Source organism: Streptomyces sp. NPDC049970 (assembly GCF_040660235.1).
Classification (GTDB): Bacteria; Actinomycetota; Actinomycetes; order Streptomycetales; family Streptomycetaceae; genus Streptomyces.
Genome location: NZ_JBFALP010000028.1, coordinates 14,395 through 29,380, shown reverse-complemented (window position 1 = coordinate 29,380; position 14,986 = coordinate 14,395). Strand labels below are relative to the sequence as shown.

The 14,986-nt window shown below is 72.1% G+C and carries 16 protein-coding genes; 9 read left to right on the top strand and 7 right to left on the bottom strand.

Going from position 1 to position 14,986, the window contains the following annotated elements; translation table 11 throughout:
* Positions 1–4: 4 nt before the first annotated feature.
* Positions 5–706 carry an FCD domain-containing protein gene (locus AB0I83_RS29960; protein ID WP_356536630.1) on the bottom strand — a complete coding sequence of 234 codons (702 nt, stop codon included), beginning with the start codon at positions 704–706 and terminating at the stop codon, positions 5–7.
* 131 nt (positions 707–837) lie between these two features.
* On the opposite strand from AB0I83_RS29960, the gene AB0I83_RS29955 reads away from it, so the two are divergent.
* Both AB0I83_RS29955 and AB0I83_RS29950 read left to right on the top strand, forming a co-directional pair.
* Entirely contained in the window at positions 838–1,347 is a 510-nt protein-coding gene (locus AB0I83_RS29955; RefSeq protein ID WP_356843663.1) for a gluconokinase, read from the top strand.
* 11 nt (positions 1,348–1,358) lie between these two features.
* Entirely contained in the window at positions 1,359–2,756 is a 1,398-nt protein-coding gene (locus AB0I83_RS29950) for a gluconate:H+ symporter (protein ID WP_363306863.1), read from the top strand.
* Positions 2,757–2,777: 21 nt separating this feature from the next.
* Here the strand turns inward: AB0I83_RS29950 and AB0I83_RS29945 are convergent, their stop codons facing one another.
* The 4 genes from AB0I83_RS29945 to AB0I83_RS29930 form a co-directional block, all read right to left on the bottom strand.
* On the bottom strand, positions 2,778–3,395 hold the full coding sequence (locus AB0I83_RS29945) for a cytochrome b/b6 domain-containing protein (protein WP_363306862.1): 618 nt from the start codon (positions 3,393–3,395) through the stop codon (positions 2,778–2,780).
* 13 nt (positions 3,396–3,408) lie between these two features.
* Positions 3,409–4,074 (bottom strand): molybdopterin-dependent oxidoreductase, encoded by a 666-nt coding sequence (locus AB0I83_RS29940; RefSeq protein ID WP_356536678.1) that lies wholly within the window; start codon positions 4,072–4,074, stop codon positions 3,409–3,411.
* A 193-nt stretch (positions 4,075–4,267) separates the two neighbouring features.
* Entirely contained in the window at positions 4,268–5,839 is a 1,572-nt protein-coding gene (locus AB0I83_RS29935) for an APC family permease (protein WP_363306875.1), read from the bottom strand.
* Positions 5,840–5,874: 35 nt separating this feature from the next.
* Positions 5,875–6,837 carry a hypothetical protein gene (locus AB0I83_RS29930; protein WP_363306861.1) on the bottom strand — a complete coding sequence of 321 codons (963 nt, stop codon included), beginning with the start codon at positions 6,835–6,837 and terminating at the stop codon, positions 5,875–5,877.
* A gap of 241 nt (positions 6,838–7,078) precedes the next feature.
* Here AB0I83_RS29930 and AB0I83_RS29925 point away from each other — a divergent pair, with 241 nt between their 5' ends.
* Complete coding sequence (locus tag AB0I83_RS29925; protein WP_363306860.1) at positions 7,079–7,504, top strand: ASCH domain-containing protein; 426 nt, start codon at positions 7,079–7,081, stop codon at positions 7,502–7,504.
* Between the two features lie 157 nt (positions 7,505–7,661).
* On the opposite strand, the gene AB0I83_RS29920 is transcribed toward AB0I83_RS29925, so the two are convergent.
* Positions 7,662–9,317, bottom strand: a complete 1,656-nt coding sequence (locus AB0I83_RS29920) for an FAD-binding dehydrogenase (RefSeq protein WP_356536641.1) — start codon at positions 9,315–9,317, stop codon at positions 7,662–7,664.
* 163 nt (positions 9,318–9,480) lie between these two features.
* On the opposite strand from AB0I83_RS29920, the gene AB0I83_RS29915 reads away from it, so the two are divergent.
* Genes AB0I83_RS29915 through AB0I83_RS29900 form a run of 4 tightly spaced genes read left to right on the top strand, consistent with a single transcriptional unit; the run spans position 9,481 to position 11,603 of the window.
* Entirely contained in the window at positions 9,481–10,398 is a 918-nt protein-coding gene (locus AB0I83_RS29915; protein WP_356536643.1) for a DMT family transporter, read from the top strand.
* The gene (locus AB0I83_RS29910) at positions 10,385–10,903 is read left to right on the top strand and encodes an NUDIX domain-containing protein (RefSeq protein WP_356536645.1); all 519 of its coding nucleotides are present in this window, start codon (positions 10,385–10,387) and stop codon (positions 10,901–10,903) included. Before AB0I83_RS29915 ends, AB0I83_RS29910 begins: the two co-directional genes overlap by 14 nt.
* Positions 10,900–11,295 (top strand): DUF202 domain-containing protein, encoded by a 396-nt coding sequence (locus tag AB0I83_RS29905; RefSeq protein ID WP_363306859.1) that lies wholly within the window; start codon positions 10,900–10,902, stop codon positions 11,293–11,295. The genes AB0I83_RS29910 and AB0I83_RS29905 overlap by 4 nt, the downstream gene beginning before the upstream one ends.
* Positions 11,292–11,603: a DUF202 domain-containing protein gene (locus AB0I83_RS29900; protein ID WP_363306858.1), complete on the top strand. Its 312-nt coding sequence runs from the start codon at positions 11,292–11,294 to the stop codon at positions 11,601–11,603. The genes AB0I83_RS29905 and AB0I83_RS29900 overlap by 4 nt, the downstream gene beginning before the upstream one ends.
* Positions 11,604–11,616: 13 nt before the next feature.
* Here AB0I83_RS29900 and AB0I83_RS29895 read toward each other — a convergent pair whose 3' ends face one another.
* A complete protein-coding gene (locus tag AB0I83_RS29895) occupies positions 11,617–12,552 on the bottom strand; it encodes an NADP-dependent oxidoreductase (protein ID WP_356536651.1) in 936 nt (311 codons plus the stop codon).
* Between the two features lie 147 nt (positions 12,553–12,699).
* On the opposite strand from AB0I83_RS29895, the gene AB0I83_RS29890 reads away from it, so the two are divergent.
* Together AB0I83_RS29890 and AB0I83_RS29885 are read left to right on the top strand one after the other, a co-directional pair.
* A complete protein-coding gene (locus tag AB0I83_RS29890; RefSeq protein WP_356536653.1) occupies positions 12,700–13,722 on the top strand; it encodes a phosphotransferase family protein in 1,023 nt (340 codons plus the stop codon).
* Between the two features lie 7 nt (positions 13,723–13,729).
* Complete coding sequence (locus tag AB0I83_RS29885; protein WP_363306857.1) at positions 13,730–14,944, top strand: acyl-CoA dehydrogenase family protein; 1,215 nt, start codon at positions 13,730–13,732, stop codon at positions 14,942–14,944.
* Positions 14,945–14,986: the final 42 nt, after the last annotated feature.

Genomic DNA, 14,986 nt, shown 5'->3' with positions numbered 1-14,986 from the left:
CCGCTCAAGGGGCGAGTACGTCCAGTTCGCGCAGCGCGCCGACCGCGATCTCCTTGGTCAGCCGCTCGGCGGCCGCGGCGTCGCCCTCGCGTACGGCCTCGGCGACCCGCACATGGAGCGTGACGGCGGCGGGATCGGGGTCCTCGAACATCACCTGGTGGTGCGTGCGCCCCGCGAGGACCTCGGCGACGACGTCGCCGAGCCGCGCGAACATCTCGTTGCCGGAGGCGTCGAGCACGATGCGGTGGAAGGCGACGTCGTGCCGGAGGTAGCCCTCCAGCTGCCGGCCGCGCGAGGTGGCGACCATGCCGAGCGCGCACTCCGTGAGGGCCGCGCACTGCTCGGCCGTGGCGTTGCGGGCCGCGAGGCCCGCGGCCACGGGCTCGACCGCGGACCGCAGCACGGTGAGGGACCGCAGCTGCCGGGGCCGGTCGGCGCCGGCCAGCCGCCAGCGGATGACCTGGGGGTCGTAGACGTTCCACTCCTCGGTGGGCCGCACCGTCACTCCGACCCGGCGCCGGGACTCGACCAGGTGCATGGACTCCAGGACCCGGACGACCTCGCGCACCACGGTGCGTGAGACGTCGAAGCGCTGGGCGAGTTCGTCGGTGCGCAGGACCCTGCCGGGCGGGCAGTCCCCCGCCGCGATCTCCAGGCCGAGGGCGTCCAGCACATGTGTATGCAGCCCCTGGCTCTGTGTGGTCATGCCCATCAGCCTACGGCGCCTCCCACACTCCCGAAAAGTACGACGTTTATGTCACAGCCCCTTGAATAAGTCGTATGTAATGCGTTTCAGTAGCGCGACGAACCGATGTCGACGAAGACAGCGAGGCACCAATGAGCACCCCCCACGTCGTCGTGGTGATGGGCGTGGCAGGGACCGGCAAGACCACGATCGGCCCCCTGCTCGCAGCCCGACTCGGCGTTCCCTACGCCGAGGGCGACGACTTCCACCCGCCCGCCAACATCGCCAAGATGTCCGCCGGCACCCCGCTCGACGACGACGACCGCCGACCGTGGCTGGACGCCATCGGGCAGTGGGCGCACGGCCGGGCGGGGCTCGGCGGAGTCGTCAGCAGTTCGGCGCTCAAGCGCGTCTACCGCGACCGGCTGCGGGCGGGGGCGCCTGGCGCCGTCTTCCTGCATCTGACCGGCGACCGGGCGCTCGTCGAACGCCGCATGGCGGACCGCAAGGGCCACTTCATGCCGACCGCGCTGCTCGACTCCCAGTTCGCCACCCTCCAGCCGCTGCAGGAGGACGAGGCCGGGGTGTCGGTCGACGTGTCCGGCACGCCCGAGGAAATCACCGAACGGGCCGTCGCCGCGCTGCGCCGGCTCGAGAGCTGAGGATCATCACCGTGACAGGTCTCAGTGTCGAGATGCTGGCAGCGGATGCCGTCGAACCGATCACTTCGGCCGGCAACGCTCAGTTGGGCATCGCCGTACTGGCGGGCATAGCCGTCATCGTTCTGCTCATCACCCGGTTCAGGATGCACGCATTCCTGGCGCTGACCATCGGTTCGCTGGCGCTGGGCGCCTTCGCCGGTGCGCCGCTGGACAAGACGATCACCAGTTTCACGACGGGTCTCGGCTCGACCGTCGCCAGCGTCGGCGTGCTGATCGCGCTCGGCGCGATCCTGGGCAAGCTGCTCGCCGACTCGGGCGGCGCCGACCAGATCGTCGACACGATCCTCGCGAAGGCGAGCCGACGGGCCATGCCCTGGGCGATGGTGCTGATCGCGTCGATCATCGGCCTGCCGCTCTTCTTCGAGGTCGGCATCGTGCTGCTGATCCCGGTGGTGCTGCTGGTCGCCAAGCGCGGCAACTTCTCCCTGATGCGGATCGGCATCCCGGCGCTCGCCGGCCTCTCGGTCATGCACGGGCTGATCCCCCCGCACCCCGGCCCGCTGGTAGCGATCGACGCCCTCGACGCCGACCTCGGCGTCACACTGGCCCTCGGTGTGCTCGTCGCCGTACCGACCGTGGTCATCGCGGGCCCGGTCTTCTCCCGGTACGCCGCCCGCTGGGTGGACATCAAGGCGCCGGAGAACATGATCCCCCAGCGCCCCTCCGAGGAGCTGGACCGCCGTCCGGGCTTCGGTGCCACGCTGTTCACCGTGCTGCTGCCCGTGGTGCTGATGCTGGGCAAGGCCCTCGTCGACATCGTCGTGGACGACCCGGAGCACCACGTCCAGCGGATAGCCGACGTGGTCGGATCGCCGCTGATCGCACTCCTCGCGGCCGTGGTCGTCGGCATGTTCACACTGGGCCGGGCCGCGGGCTTCACCAGGGCGCGGCTCGCCACGACCGTCGAGAAGTCCCTCGCCCCGATCGCGGGCGTACTGATGATCGTCGGCGCGGGCGGCGGATTCAAGACGACGCTGATCGACGCCGGCGTCGGCCGGATGATCCTGGAGTTCTCCGAGAACTGGTCCATACCCGCCCTGCTGCTCGGCTGGCTGATCGCCGTGGCGATCCGTCTGGCGACGGGTTCGGCCACCGTGGCCACCATCTCGGCAGCCGGTCTGGTCGCCCCGCTGGCGGCCGACATGTCGACCCCGCACGCGGCGCTGCTCGTCCTCGCGGTCGGTGCGGGCTCGCTCTTCTTCAGCCACGTCAACGACGCGGGATTCTGGCTGGTGAAGGAGTACTTCGGGATGAGCGTCGGCCAGACCGTCAAGACCTGGTCGGTGATGGAGACGATCATCTCCGTCGTCTCGCTGGTCTTCATCCTGCTGCTGTCGCTGGTGCTCTAGCGGCCCCGGCGGTCCGTCGTCTCAGCGGTCCGTCGTCTCAGCGGTCCGTTCGTCCGGCTGCCGCCACAGCGGGTGCTCGGAACGGGCCCACGGGCGCTCGACCGACCCGGTGCGCATGCCACGGCGCGCCTCCGGGTCGGCGAGCGCCTTCGCGATGTGCGCGGCCACCACGATGCCGACCGCGAGGGCCAGCCAGTCGTGGACGAACGTCGCGCCCGTGCGCCACACCAGCGGCGCGAGGCCGGTGAACCACATCAGCAGTCCGGTGCCGAGCATCACGAGCACGGCGCCCGCGATCCAGGAGGCGTAGAGCTTCTGGCCCGCGTTGAACTTCCCGGCCGGCCGCGATCCGGGGGTGTGGTCGCGGCGCAGCGCGGCCCGCAGCCACAGCCGGTCGTGCGGTGCGAACCGGTTGAGCCGGGAGAGGTCGGCGCGCAGCGCCCGGGAGAGGAGCCCCGCGAGCAGCGGTACGGGGACGAGCAGCCCGGACCACTCGTGCAGGGTGACCACGAGGCGTCGGCGGCCGACGAGTTCCGCGAGCTGCGGGACGTACAGGCAGGCGGCCGTGGCGACGCACAGCAGCACCAGCCAGGCGGTGGTGCGGTGCACCCAGCGCTCGGCGGTGGTGAACCGTCGCATCCTCGGGGCGGGTTCAGACGGTGGGGGCGTCGTCGCGGCCGTTGGACCGGCCGACCCAGGCGTCGACGTCATAGCCGAGCTCCTCCCAGTAGCCGGGGCGCACGGAATCGGTGACGGTGATCCCGGACAGCCATTTCGCGGACTTGTAGAAGTACATGGGGGCGACGTACAGGCGCACGGGCCCGCCGTGCGCGTGGGCCAGTGGCTCGTCCCGCATGCGCGTCGCCACGAGCACGTCGGCGCGGCGGGCCTGCTCCAGGGTGAGGCTCTCGCTGTACGCGCCGTCGAAGCAGGTGAAGCGGACGGCCTTGGCACCGGGCCGTACACCGGCTGCGTCCAGCAGTGCCGAGAGCCCGACCCCCTCGAACGGGGTCTTGGGCACCCTCCACCCGGTGACGCACTGGACGTCGCGGACGACGCGGGTCTGCGGCAGCGCTGCGAGGGAGTCGAGCGTGTACGTGGCCGGGCGGTCGACCAGGCCGTCCACCGTGAGGCGGTAGTCGGCGGCGGTCCTCCTGGGTACGGAGGTGGCCACCGAGTAGTAGCGGAAGCCGCCGCCGTTGGGGAGCAGTCCGGTCAGTCCGGTGGGGTCCTTGTCGGCGACGGCGCCCAGGCCGTTCTCCAGTGCGCGCTGGAGTGCGGGGGCGGCGACGACCCCGGCGGCGCCGAGGCCCAGCATGGCCAGGACCAGACGGCGGCCGACGGGGGTGCCGCCGGTCTCCGGGGACGGGCCGCCGGGGTCGGGAGGGGACCCGGTGTTGTCGGGAGGGGGACTGTTCACCCGCCCATTCGAACACCCGCGGCCCTCGGTCACCAAGGGCCACGGGCACACGTCATGCTTCGGTAAGGAAGTCCGGTCGGGGAGGTGCGGGTCAGCGCGGACCGTCGGGCCCGCCCTCCGCGGCCTTCTCCAGCTGGAAGGCCTCGTTGCCGAGACCGATCCTCGCGTGGACGTCGGGCCGGGTGCGGCGCAGCACGGCACCCAGGGCGAGGCCGCAGGCCAGAGCCAGGAGGATGACGCCGGGCAGCACCCAGTTCAGCGTGGAGCCGGGCCCTGAGCCGACGAGCACGTCGAAGTCCCTGACCGTGAAGACCGCGATGGCGAGCAGCGCGACACCCGCGAGTGCCGAGGCGACGAGCCGGGGGGCCTGCGCCCGGCCGGCTCCGCGGCGTACGAAGAACGCGATGACGGCGAAGGAGGCCGCGGCCATCAGCACGATGACGCCGAGCGCGCCGACGTTGCCCATCCAGGTGAAGAGGTGCAGGACGGGCGCGGTGGGGTCGCCGACCGGGTTGTCGTCGGTGAGGGCGAAGGCCAGCACGACGACGACGGAGAGCGCGGACTGGAGCACGGACCCGGTGGCGGGAGCGCCGCTCGCCTTGTTGGTGCGGCCGAATCCGGCGGGCAGCAGCCCTTCGCGGCCCATGGCGAACGCGTAGCGGGCGACGACGTTGTGGAAGCTGAGCAGCGCGGCGAACATGCCGGTGACGAACAGGACGTGCAGGACGTCGGTGAAGGTGGCGCCGAGGCGCTCCTCGGTGAGGCCGAAGAGCATGCCGGGGCCCTCCTTGAGGGAGGTGTCCGCGATCGAGGACGGACCGGCTGCGACGGTCAGGGCCCAGGAGCTGACGGCGAGGAAGAGCGCGGCGTAGCCGACGGCGAGGAACATCACGCGCGAGACGACGATCTGCGGGCGGCTGGTCTCCTCGGCGTACACCGGGGCCTGCTCGAAGCCGACGAATGCGGCGATGCAGAAGCAGAGCGCGGTGCCCAGGCCGGCTCCGGTGAGCGTCTCCGGGTTGAACGCGTGCAGGGACAGGCCCTCGGGTCCGGGCTTGCCGACGGCGGCGATGTCGAAGATCACCACGAGGGCGCACTCGACGACGAGGAGTACGCCGAGCACCTTGGCGTTGAGGTCGATCTTCAGCCAGCCGAGTACGCCGACGACGGCCACGGAGACGAGGGCCGGGATCCACCAGTGGAGGTCGGTGCCGAGGTAGGTGGCGAAGAGGCCGGAGACCTCGAAGCCGAGGATTCCGTAGATGCCGACCTGCATGGCGCTGTAGGCGACCAGCGCGACGAGCGAGGCGCCCGCTCCGGCGGTCGGGCCGAGGCCGCGCGCGATGTACGCGTAGAAGGCGCCGGCGTTGTGGACGTGCCGGCTCATCTCCGCGTAGCCGACACCGAACAGCATCAGGACGATGCCGAGGATGACGTAGAGCAGGGGCTGTCCGACGACGCCCATCACGCCGAAGACGGTGGGCATCACGCCCGCGACCACCATCAGCGGGGCGCTGGCTGCGAGGACCGACAGGAGCAGGCCGGGGGTGCCGAGGCGGTCGGCGCGCAGGGCGCGCTCCTCGCCCTTGTAGGTGTTGATCCCTCCGGTGTCGTCGGCACTCCGGGTGGCGGTCTCGCTCGTGTCTGGTCTGCCCGTCGACATCGCGGGGGTGGTCCCTTCGTTGAGAGCTGCCTGCATCACGGGGAGCCGAGCGCGTAGGTGCGCGCGGCGAGGAACTCGGGGTACGCGTCTCGGCCGGAGTACGACCAGGGGGCCTCGGTCGCGTGGCTGCCGATGCGGTGGAAGAGGGCCGCCGCCTCGGCGGGGCGGCCCTCGCAGATCTTCGCGTGGGCGAGGAAGTTGAGGTCGGCGCGGTGGCGGGGGTGGTCCTCCCGTTCCCATTCGAGCCACCAGTCGAAGGCGGCCTTCATCACCTGCCGGGCCCGGCGTCCGGTCCAGTGGCCGGATCCGGCGGGATCGTCCGGCAGGGCCCCGGCGGCGACGAGGACGCGGTAGCGCTCGGCGTGGGCGACGACGGGAAGGACCGCCAGCGGCGAGTCCGCGGGGGCCTGTTCGGCGGCCCAGGCGGCGAAGTCGTACACCTCGTGGAGCGGGTCGCTCTCGGGGCGGGCCTCGGCGATACCGGCCGTCATGAGGTGGTGGGCCTGGTGGTGCTCCGGGTGGCGGGCCCGGATCTCCTCGAAGTGCCGGGCGGCTCCCTCCTGGGTTCCGTGGGTGCGTTCCAGCGCCATCATTCCGAGCCAGGGCGTGGGGTCGGCCGGATCCAGTGCCGCCGCGGCGAGGCATGCCTCGCGGGCCCTGTCGCGCTCGCCGGTACCGGCTTCGGGGCGCTGGGCGCGGGCGACGGCGGCGCAGGCGAGGAGCGTGGTGGCGTCGGGGCTGCCCGGTTCGGCGAGCAGCCAGTCGCGGGCCCAGCCGGTGGCGGACGGGACGGCGGCGAGGGCGAGGACGCGGTGGCCCCTGCGGTCCCAGTCGGTGCCGGTGGCGACGAGCAGGGCACGGGCGCGGGGCCAGCGGCCCTGGGTGAACTGGCCTCGTACGCTGACGAGTTCGGTGTCGTCGAGGGCCGGGTCGAAGATTCGGTCGAAGCGCCCGCCCCTGCGACGGGAGCGGCCCAGGGGCGGCGGAGGCGGAGACATCCGCAGGCTTCCTTTTCCACTTCGACATGACACCAGCACATATCGATGCTGTGTGCGAGCAAACGATCGCGCACAGCAAAGCGTTAGGCAACGCTGCGAGTCAAGGGCGGACGTCTCCCAACTTGGTTTAATTCGCACACAGTTGACCTCTGCGGGACGTGCTCCGACCCGTTCGCGCAGTTCGCGGCCCGGTCACGGGAGTGGCGGGTGGGGGTGAGGTGACGCGTGCCACACTGCCGCCATGGAGAGCCGCGAACCCCTCAAACCCCTCCTCCTCGCCTTCCCCGGCCCGCTGCGCGACCGGTTGGTCGCGGCGGTGCTCTCGGGCGAGAAGGTCTCCACGTCCGGCCTGCTCGTGGAGTACGAGGTGGAGCGCGAGGAACTGCCGCCCGTGGGTGAACGGTCCGCGCTCATCGATTCCGGGGGCCGGGAGGTGGCGGTGGTCGAGCTGACGGAGGTACGGGTGCTGCCACTGGGATCGGTGGACCTGCGGCACGCACTCGACGAGGGCGAGGGGTACGCCTCGGTCGCCGAGTGGCGGGCGGGACACGAGGAGTTCTGGCACGGCGAGGAGATGCGGGAGGCGCTGGGGGACCCGCTGTTCACCGTGGACGACGGGACGATGATCGTGGCCGAGCGGTTCCGGGTGGTGGAACGGCTGGCGTGACGGACGGTCCGCGACCGCGCGCCGCGCCGGTCCGGGTCCGGGAGCGCGCGTCACGCCGGTCGGTCACACCACGCCGTGTCCGGTCCTCCCACCGGGCCGTACGGAACCGCCGCGCCCGCACGCCGCGCCCGCCCGCCGGTGCCGTCAGCCGGTGCCGTCAGCCGACGGCCTTCGCGGCCGCCCGGCCCGCCGCCCGGCCGGAGAAGATGCAGCCGCCCAGGAACGTCCCCTCCAGCGACCGGTAGCCGTGGACGCCACCGCCGCCGAAGCCGGCCGCCTCCCCCGCCGCGTACACCCCGGGCAGCGGGGCGCCGCCCTCGGCCAGGACCCGGGAGGACAGGTCGGTCTCCAGGCCTCCGAGCGACTTGCGGGTCAGGATGTTGAGCCGCACGGCGATCAGCGGGCCCGCGGCCGGGTCGAGGATGCGGTGCGGTTTCGCCGTACGGATCAGCTTGTCCCCCAGGTAGGAGCGGGCGCCGTTGATCGCCGTGATCTGGAGGTCCTTGGTGAACGGGTTCGCGATCTCGCGGTCCCGGGCGGTGATCTCGCGCCGCAGGTCGTCCTCGTCGATGAGCGCCTCACCGGTGAGGGCGTTCATGCCCCGCACGAGCGCGCCGAGGTCCTTCTCGACGACGAAGTCCACACCCTTGTCCATGAACGCCCTGACGGGCCCGGGGACGTCGGCGCGCGCCCTGCCGATCACGTCGCGCACCGACTTGCCCGTCAGGTCCGGGTTCTGCTCGGAGCCGGAGAGCGCGAACTCCTTGCCGATGATCCTCCGGTCGAGGACGAACCAGGTGTGGTCGTGCCCCGACCTCATGATGTGTTCCAGGGTGCCCAGCGTGTCGAAGCCCGGGAAGAGCGGCACCGGCAGCCGCTTGCCGCGGGCGTCGAACCAGAGGGAGGACGGGCCGGGAAGGATGCGGATGCCGTGCTTCGCCCAGATCGGGTTCCAGTTCTCGATGCCCTCGGTGTAGTGCCACATCCGGTCGCGGTTGATGTGGCGGGCACCCGCCTCCTCGGTGATGCCGAGCATCAGTCCGTCGACGTGGGCGGGAACGCCGGAGAGCATCTTCGCCGGCGGGGTGCCGAGCCGCTCGGGCCACTGGGCGCGCACGAGGTCGTGGTTGCCGCCGATCCCCCCGGAGGTGACGATCACGGCCTGGGCCCTCAGCTCGAAGGCGCCCGTGACCTCGCGGGTGCTCGCGGTGCCCCGCTCGGCGCCGCTCTCGCGCAGGATCTCGCCGGTGACCGTGTCGACCGCTCCGCCCGAGCGGGCGAGACCGGTCACCCGGTGGCGGAATCGCGGACGGACGAGGCCCCTCGCGATGCCCTCGCGGACCCGCCGCTCGAAGGGGGCGACCACTCCGGGCCCGGTGCCCCAGGTGATGTGGAAGCGGGGCACGGAGTTGCCGTGGCCGTTGGCGTCGTAGCCGCCGCGTTCCGCCCAGCCGACGACGGGGAAGAGCCGCAGTCCCTGCGCGTGCAGCCAGGACCGCTTCTCCCCGGCCGCGAAGTCGACGTACGCCTCGGCCCACTGCCTCGGCCAGTGGTCCTCCTCGCGGTCGAAGCCGGCCGTGCCGTACCAGTCCTGGAGGGCGAGTTCGTGGCTGTCCTTGATCCGCATCCGGCGCTGCTCGGGCGAGTCGACGAGGAAGAGCCCGCCGAAGGACCAGTGCGCCTGGCCGCCGATGGACTGCTCGGGCTCCTGGTCGAGGAGGATGACCGTCCGGCCCGCGTCCACCAGCTCGGCGGTGGCCACGAGCCCCGCGAGTCCTGCGCCGATCACGATCACATCAGCGTCGTACGCCATGGGTTCCATCCTTCGAAGCGGTGCGGGGCGGCCGGGGGTGCGGCGGGCGGGTGCGGCGAAGTTACTTGTGGGTCAGATCTTCGGTACCGGCCGCGCCCACGTCAACCGTCCGGTCGGCGGCGCCCTCACCGATCCCGTACGGCGCGCGGGCTATCGTCGGAGCGTGTCGGTGCTGGTACTCCTGCTCTCCGTGGGCGCCGCCTGCTGTCTGGGCTTCGGCTTCGTCCTCCAGCAGGACGCCGCCCGCCGTGCGCCCATGAGCGATTTCCTCTCACCCCGGCTGCTGCTCGACCTGATGCGGGTCCCGAGCTGGCTCGCCGGGATCGGCCTGATGGTGTGCGGCATGGTGCTGGGCGCCCTGGCGCTCGGCCAGGGCGAGGTCTCGGTCGTGGAGCCGCTGCTCGCGACCAACCTGCTCTTCGCGCTGGGGCTGTCGCGCCATCGCACCGGCCAGCCGCTGGGCCGTCAGGGCTGGGGAGGGCTCTGCCTGCTGGCCGGCGGCGTCACCGCCTTCCTCCTGGCCGGTGAGCCGCGCGGCGGGGAGGCGGTGGCCTCGCAGCTGCGCCACTGGCTGGTGATCGGGATCGTCGCGGGGCTGGCCCTGTTCCTGACCGCCTGCGCCAGGCATCCGCGCACCCGGGGCACCCCGGTCCTGCTGGGGCTGGCCGCGGGGCTGCTCTACGGGTTGCAGGACGGGCTGACCAGGGTCAGCGGGGTGCGGCTGACCACGGAGGGCTGGGCGGCGCTGATGACGTCCTGGCAGCCGTACGCCGTCGTCGTCCTCGGCGTGGCCGGGCTGCTCCTGGTCCAGAGCGCGTTCGAGGCGGGCCCGCTGAGGATGTCCCTGCCGGCGCTGACCGCCGCGCAGCCGCTGGCCGGGATCGTCTGCGGGATCGGCTTCCTCGGGGACCAGGTGCGCACCGACACGGGCGCACTGGCCTGGGAGGCCGCGGGGCTGACGGCGATCGTGGCCGGGATCGTGCTGCTGGGGCTGCATCCGGCGATGCCGGAGGGGAAGGAGCGGCGCGGTTCCACGGCCGCCGACCGGTTGATGTTGGATGGACGTCATGAACCCGGCTGACGAGATCCTGGACGTTGTCGACGAGAACGACGAGGTCGTGGGGCAGGCGCCACGCGGCGAGGCGACCGCGCGCGGGCTGCGGCACCGCTGCGTCTTCGTCGAGGCCAGGGACGGGGCGGGCCGGCTGTTCGTGCACCGCCGGACGGACACGAAGCTGGTCTTCCCCTCGCACCACGACATGTTCGTCGGCGGGGTGGTGGGCGCCGGGGAGTCGTACGACGAGGCGGCGCTGCGGGAGGCGGAGGAGGAGTTGGGGGTGTCCGGCCTCCCCCGCCCCACCCCGCTCTTCAAGTACCTCTACGAGAGCCCCGGGCACAGCTGGTGGTCGTACGTGTACGAGGTGCGCTGCGAGCTGCCCGTACGGCCCCAGGTGGAGGAGGTCGCCTGGCACACCTTCCTGACCGACGAGGAGCTGGCGGAACAGCTGGCCGACCGGACGTGGGTGCCGGACGGCCTGGAGACGTACCACCGGCTGCGACGGTTCCGAGCGGGCGGCACGGCGTGAGCGGGTTCGTGCGCGGGCTGCGGCTGTGGTTCGCCCCGGAGCGGATCCGGGACGAGGGGGAGACGCCGGACTACCGCTTCTCCCTGGCCAACGAGCGCACCTTCCTGGCCTGGATCCGGACGGCGCTCGCGCTGATCGGCGGGGGTTTCGCCGTCGACCAGTTCCTGCCCGGCCTGGCCTGGGGCATCCGCGCCGGCCTGGCCCTCGGGCTGCTGGCCGCCGGGGTGCTCTGCGCCCTGCGGGCCGTCAGCCACTGGATGCGGTGCGAGCGTGCGATGCGGCGGGGCGAGGACCTGCCCACGTCGCGCTTCCCGGCGCTGCTGAGCCTGGTCGTCGCGGTGGTGGCGGTCGCGATGGTGGTGGTGGTCCTGTTCGGCTGGGAGAGCCGGTGACCGCAGGGAAGCGCGATCCGGGTCTCCAGCCGGAACGGACACGGCTGGCCTGGCGGCGCACCACACTGGCGAGCACGGTGGTGGGCCTGCTCGCGGTCCGGCAGGCCCTGCACGACGGTACGACCCCGGCGGGGGTGCTCGCGGTGGCCCTGAGCCTGCTGGCCTGGCTGGGGTTCCTCGCGGTGGCGCACCGCAGGGTGACGGGCATGAGCAGCGCGCGGCCCGTCCCGCTGTCGCCGCGCCACGCGCTGACCGCGGTGGGGTGCACGCTCGCCCTCGCGGTGTTCGCCGCCGCCGTGCTCTTCTGACCGGGCGCTGGCTTCACTCCGCCCAGTCGACGGTGACGACGATCTTCCCCCGGGTGCGCCCCTGCTCGTTGAGCCGGTAGGCGTCCGCGGCCTGTTCCAGCGGGAAGACCCGGTCGACGTGCACGGAGACGATGCTCTGCTCGGCCAGCTCCGCGAGACGGGCGAGGTCGGCGGCGTCGGGGCGTACGAAGGCGTATCGCCCGCCGTAGGAGAACACCTCGGCGTCGGCGATGGACGCCAGCCGCCCGCCGCTCGCCAGGGTCTCGGCGGAGACCCGGAGCGCCTCCCCGCCCACGGTGTCGAACGCGGCGTCGAAGCCTTCGGGCACCAGGTCCCGCAGCCGGCCGGCGAGTCCTTCGCCGTACTCCACGGGTTCGCCGCCCAGCCGGCGCACGTAGTCGTGGTTGTGCGGCCCGGCGGTCCCGACGACCCGGCAGCCCGCGTGGCGGGCGAGCTGGACGGCGAGCGAGCCGACGCCTCCGGCCGCCGCGTGGACGAGGACGGTCTCGCCCTCCTGGACCTTCAGCGTGCGGTGCAGCACCTGGTAGGCGGTGAGGCCGCAGAGCGGCAGACCGGCCGCCTCCTCGAAGCTGAGGCTCAGGGGCTTGCGCGCGAGGGTACGCACGGGTGCGGCGACGTACTCGGCGAACGTCCCGCGCGAGAGGAAGTCCTCGCGCACGTAGCCGATCACCTCGTCCCCCACCTCGAACTCGTCCACGGCGGCGCCGGGCTGGACCACGACCCCGGAGACGTCCCAGCCGGGGATGACGGGGAAGACGGCTTCCAGCCCCGCCTGGAGATAGCCTTCACGGGCCTTCCAGTCGACCGGGTTCACGGCGGCCGCCCGCACCTTCACCAGGACCGAGTCGGGTCCGACCTTGGGATCGGGCCGCTCGCCGTACTCGAGGACGTCGGCCGTGCCGTACCTGCTGTAGCTGATCGCCTTCATCCTCCGACGATCAGCTGGCGGAGGTGTCCTCGCAACTCAGCCCGGGGAGCCGGAGATCACTTCGCCGATTCCGGGCGGACACTGGACGACATACCGACTGGTCGGCATCATGGTGCCGAACGTTCAACCGCCCCGGAGGTGCGCCCCATGAGCCCAGTCCACCCGCCAGGTCTCGACCTCGACCTGCTGCGCGGCCATCTCGACCGTGAGCGGCCGGGGCTGGTCGGCGGTCCGCTCGAAGCACGGGTGATCGAGGGCGGACGCTCGAACCTCACCTACGTCGTCACCGACGGCACCGGACAGTGGGTCGTGCGCAGACCTCCGCTGGGCCATGTGCTGGCCACCGCGCACGACATGAAGCGCGAGCACCGGGTGATCAGCGCGCTGCACTCCACGGCGGTCCCGGTACCGGAGACCCTCCTGCTCTGCGAGGACGAGTCGGTCGTCGGCTCGCCGTTCTACGTCATGGAGTACGTCGAGGGCACCCCGTACCGCACGGCCGAGCAGCTCGCCCCACTCGGCGCCGAGCGCACCCGCGCGGTCGTCCTGGGACTCGTGGACACGCTGGTGGACCTGCACGCAGTGGATCCCGCGAGCGTCGGCCTCGGTGACTTCGGCCGCCCGGACGGCTTCCTGGACCGTCAGCTGCGGCGCTGGGGCAAGCAGCTGGACGCGTCCCGCAACCGCGACCTCGCGGGCATCGACGAACTGCACGCCTCGCTCGGGCGGGAGCTCCCCGCCTCCCCCGCGCCCACCGTCGTCCACGGCGACTACCGCCTGGACAACGTCCTGATCGGCACCGACGACCGGATCAAGGCGGTGCTGGACTGGGAGATGTCCACGCTCGGCGACCCGTTGACCGACCTCGGCCTGCTGGTCATGTACAGCTCCGACCTGGATCTGCCCGAGTCACCGGTCTCCACGACCAGCGGCGCGGCGGGCCACCCGAGTCCCGCCGAGCTGATCCGGCGCTACGCCGAGCGCTCCGGGCGCGACACCTCCGCCATCTCCTGGTACACGGCCTTCGCGTGGTTCAAGCTCGCCGTGATCCTGGAGGGCATCCACTACCGCTACACCCTGGGCCAGACCGTCGGCGCCGGCTTCGACCGCATCGGCGACCTGGTCCCCGTCTTCATCGCGCACGGCCTCACCACCCTCAAGGAAGGCTGATCACCCCGTGGACTTCGCATTCGACGCCCGTACCGAAGAGCTGCGCACCAGGCTGCTCGCGTTCATGGACGAGCACGTCCACCCCGCCGAGGAGGTCGCCGAGGAACAGCGCGCCCAGCTGGCCTCGCCCTGGGACACCCCGCGGGTCGTCGAGGACCTGAAGGCCGAGGCGCGCAGGCAGGGTCTGTGGAACCTCTTCCTCCCCGACGCGGAGTACGGCGCGGGGCTGACGAACCTTCAGTACGCCCCGCTGGCCGAGATCACCGGCCGGAGCCCCCACCTGGCACCGACCGCCCTGAACTGCGCGGCCCCGGACACCGGGAACATGGAGGTGCTCTCCCAGTTCGGCTCCCCGGAGCAGAGGAAGCAGTGGCTGGAGCCGCTGCTCGCGGGCGAGATCCGCTCGGCGTTCGCGATGACGGAGCCCGACGTGGCCTCGTCGGACGCGACGAACATCGAGACCCGCATCACGCGCGACGGCGACTCCTATGTGATCAACGGCCGCAAGTGGTACATCTCCGGGGCGATGAACCCGGACTGTGCCGTCTTCATCGTCATGGGCAAGACGGACCCGGACGGCGAGGACATCCGGCGCCAGCAGTCCATGATCCTCGTCCCGCGTGACACCCCCGGCCTGGAGGTGCGGCGCGCGATGCGGGTGTACGGCTACGAGGACCACTCGCACGGCGGCCACGCCGAGGTGGTCTTCACCGACGTACGCGTGCCGGCCGCGAACCTGGTCGGCGAGGAGGGCGGCGGTTTCGCCATCGCCCAGGCACGGCTGGGCCCCGGACGTATCCACCACTGCATGCGGCTGATCGGCATGGCCGAGCGTGCGATCGAGCTGATGTGCAGGCGGGCCGTGGACCGTACGGCCTTCGGCAAGCCGCTCGCCCAGCAGGGCGTCGTGCAGAACTGGATCGCGGATGCCCGGGTGACCGTGGAGCAGCTGCGGCTGCTGGTCCTGAAGACGGCGTGGCTGATGGACACGGTGGGCAACCGCGGGGCGCACACCGAGATCCAGTCGATCAAGATCGCCACGCCGCGCGCGGTGGTCGGCATCCTCGACCAGGCGGTGCAGCTCTACGGCGCCGGGGGCGTCAGCCAGGACTTCCCGCTGGCCGAACTCTGGGCGTCGGCCCGGACGCTGCGGCTCGCGGACGGTCCGGACGAGGTGCACCAGCGGTCGCTGGCACGGCGCGAGATCAAGAAGTACCTCTGAGCCCGGTGCGGGGAGGCGGCCCGGTGCGGGGAGGCACCCGTG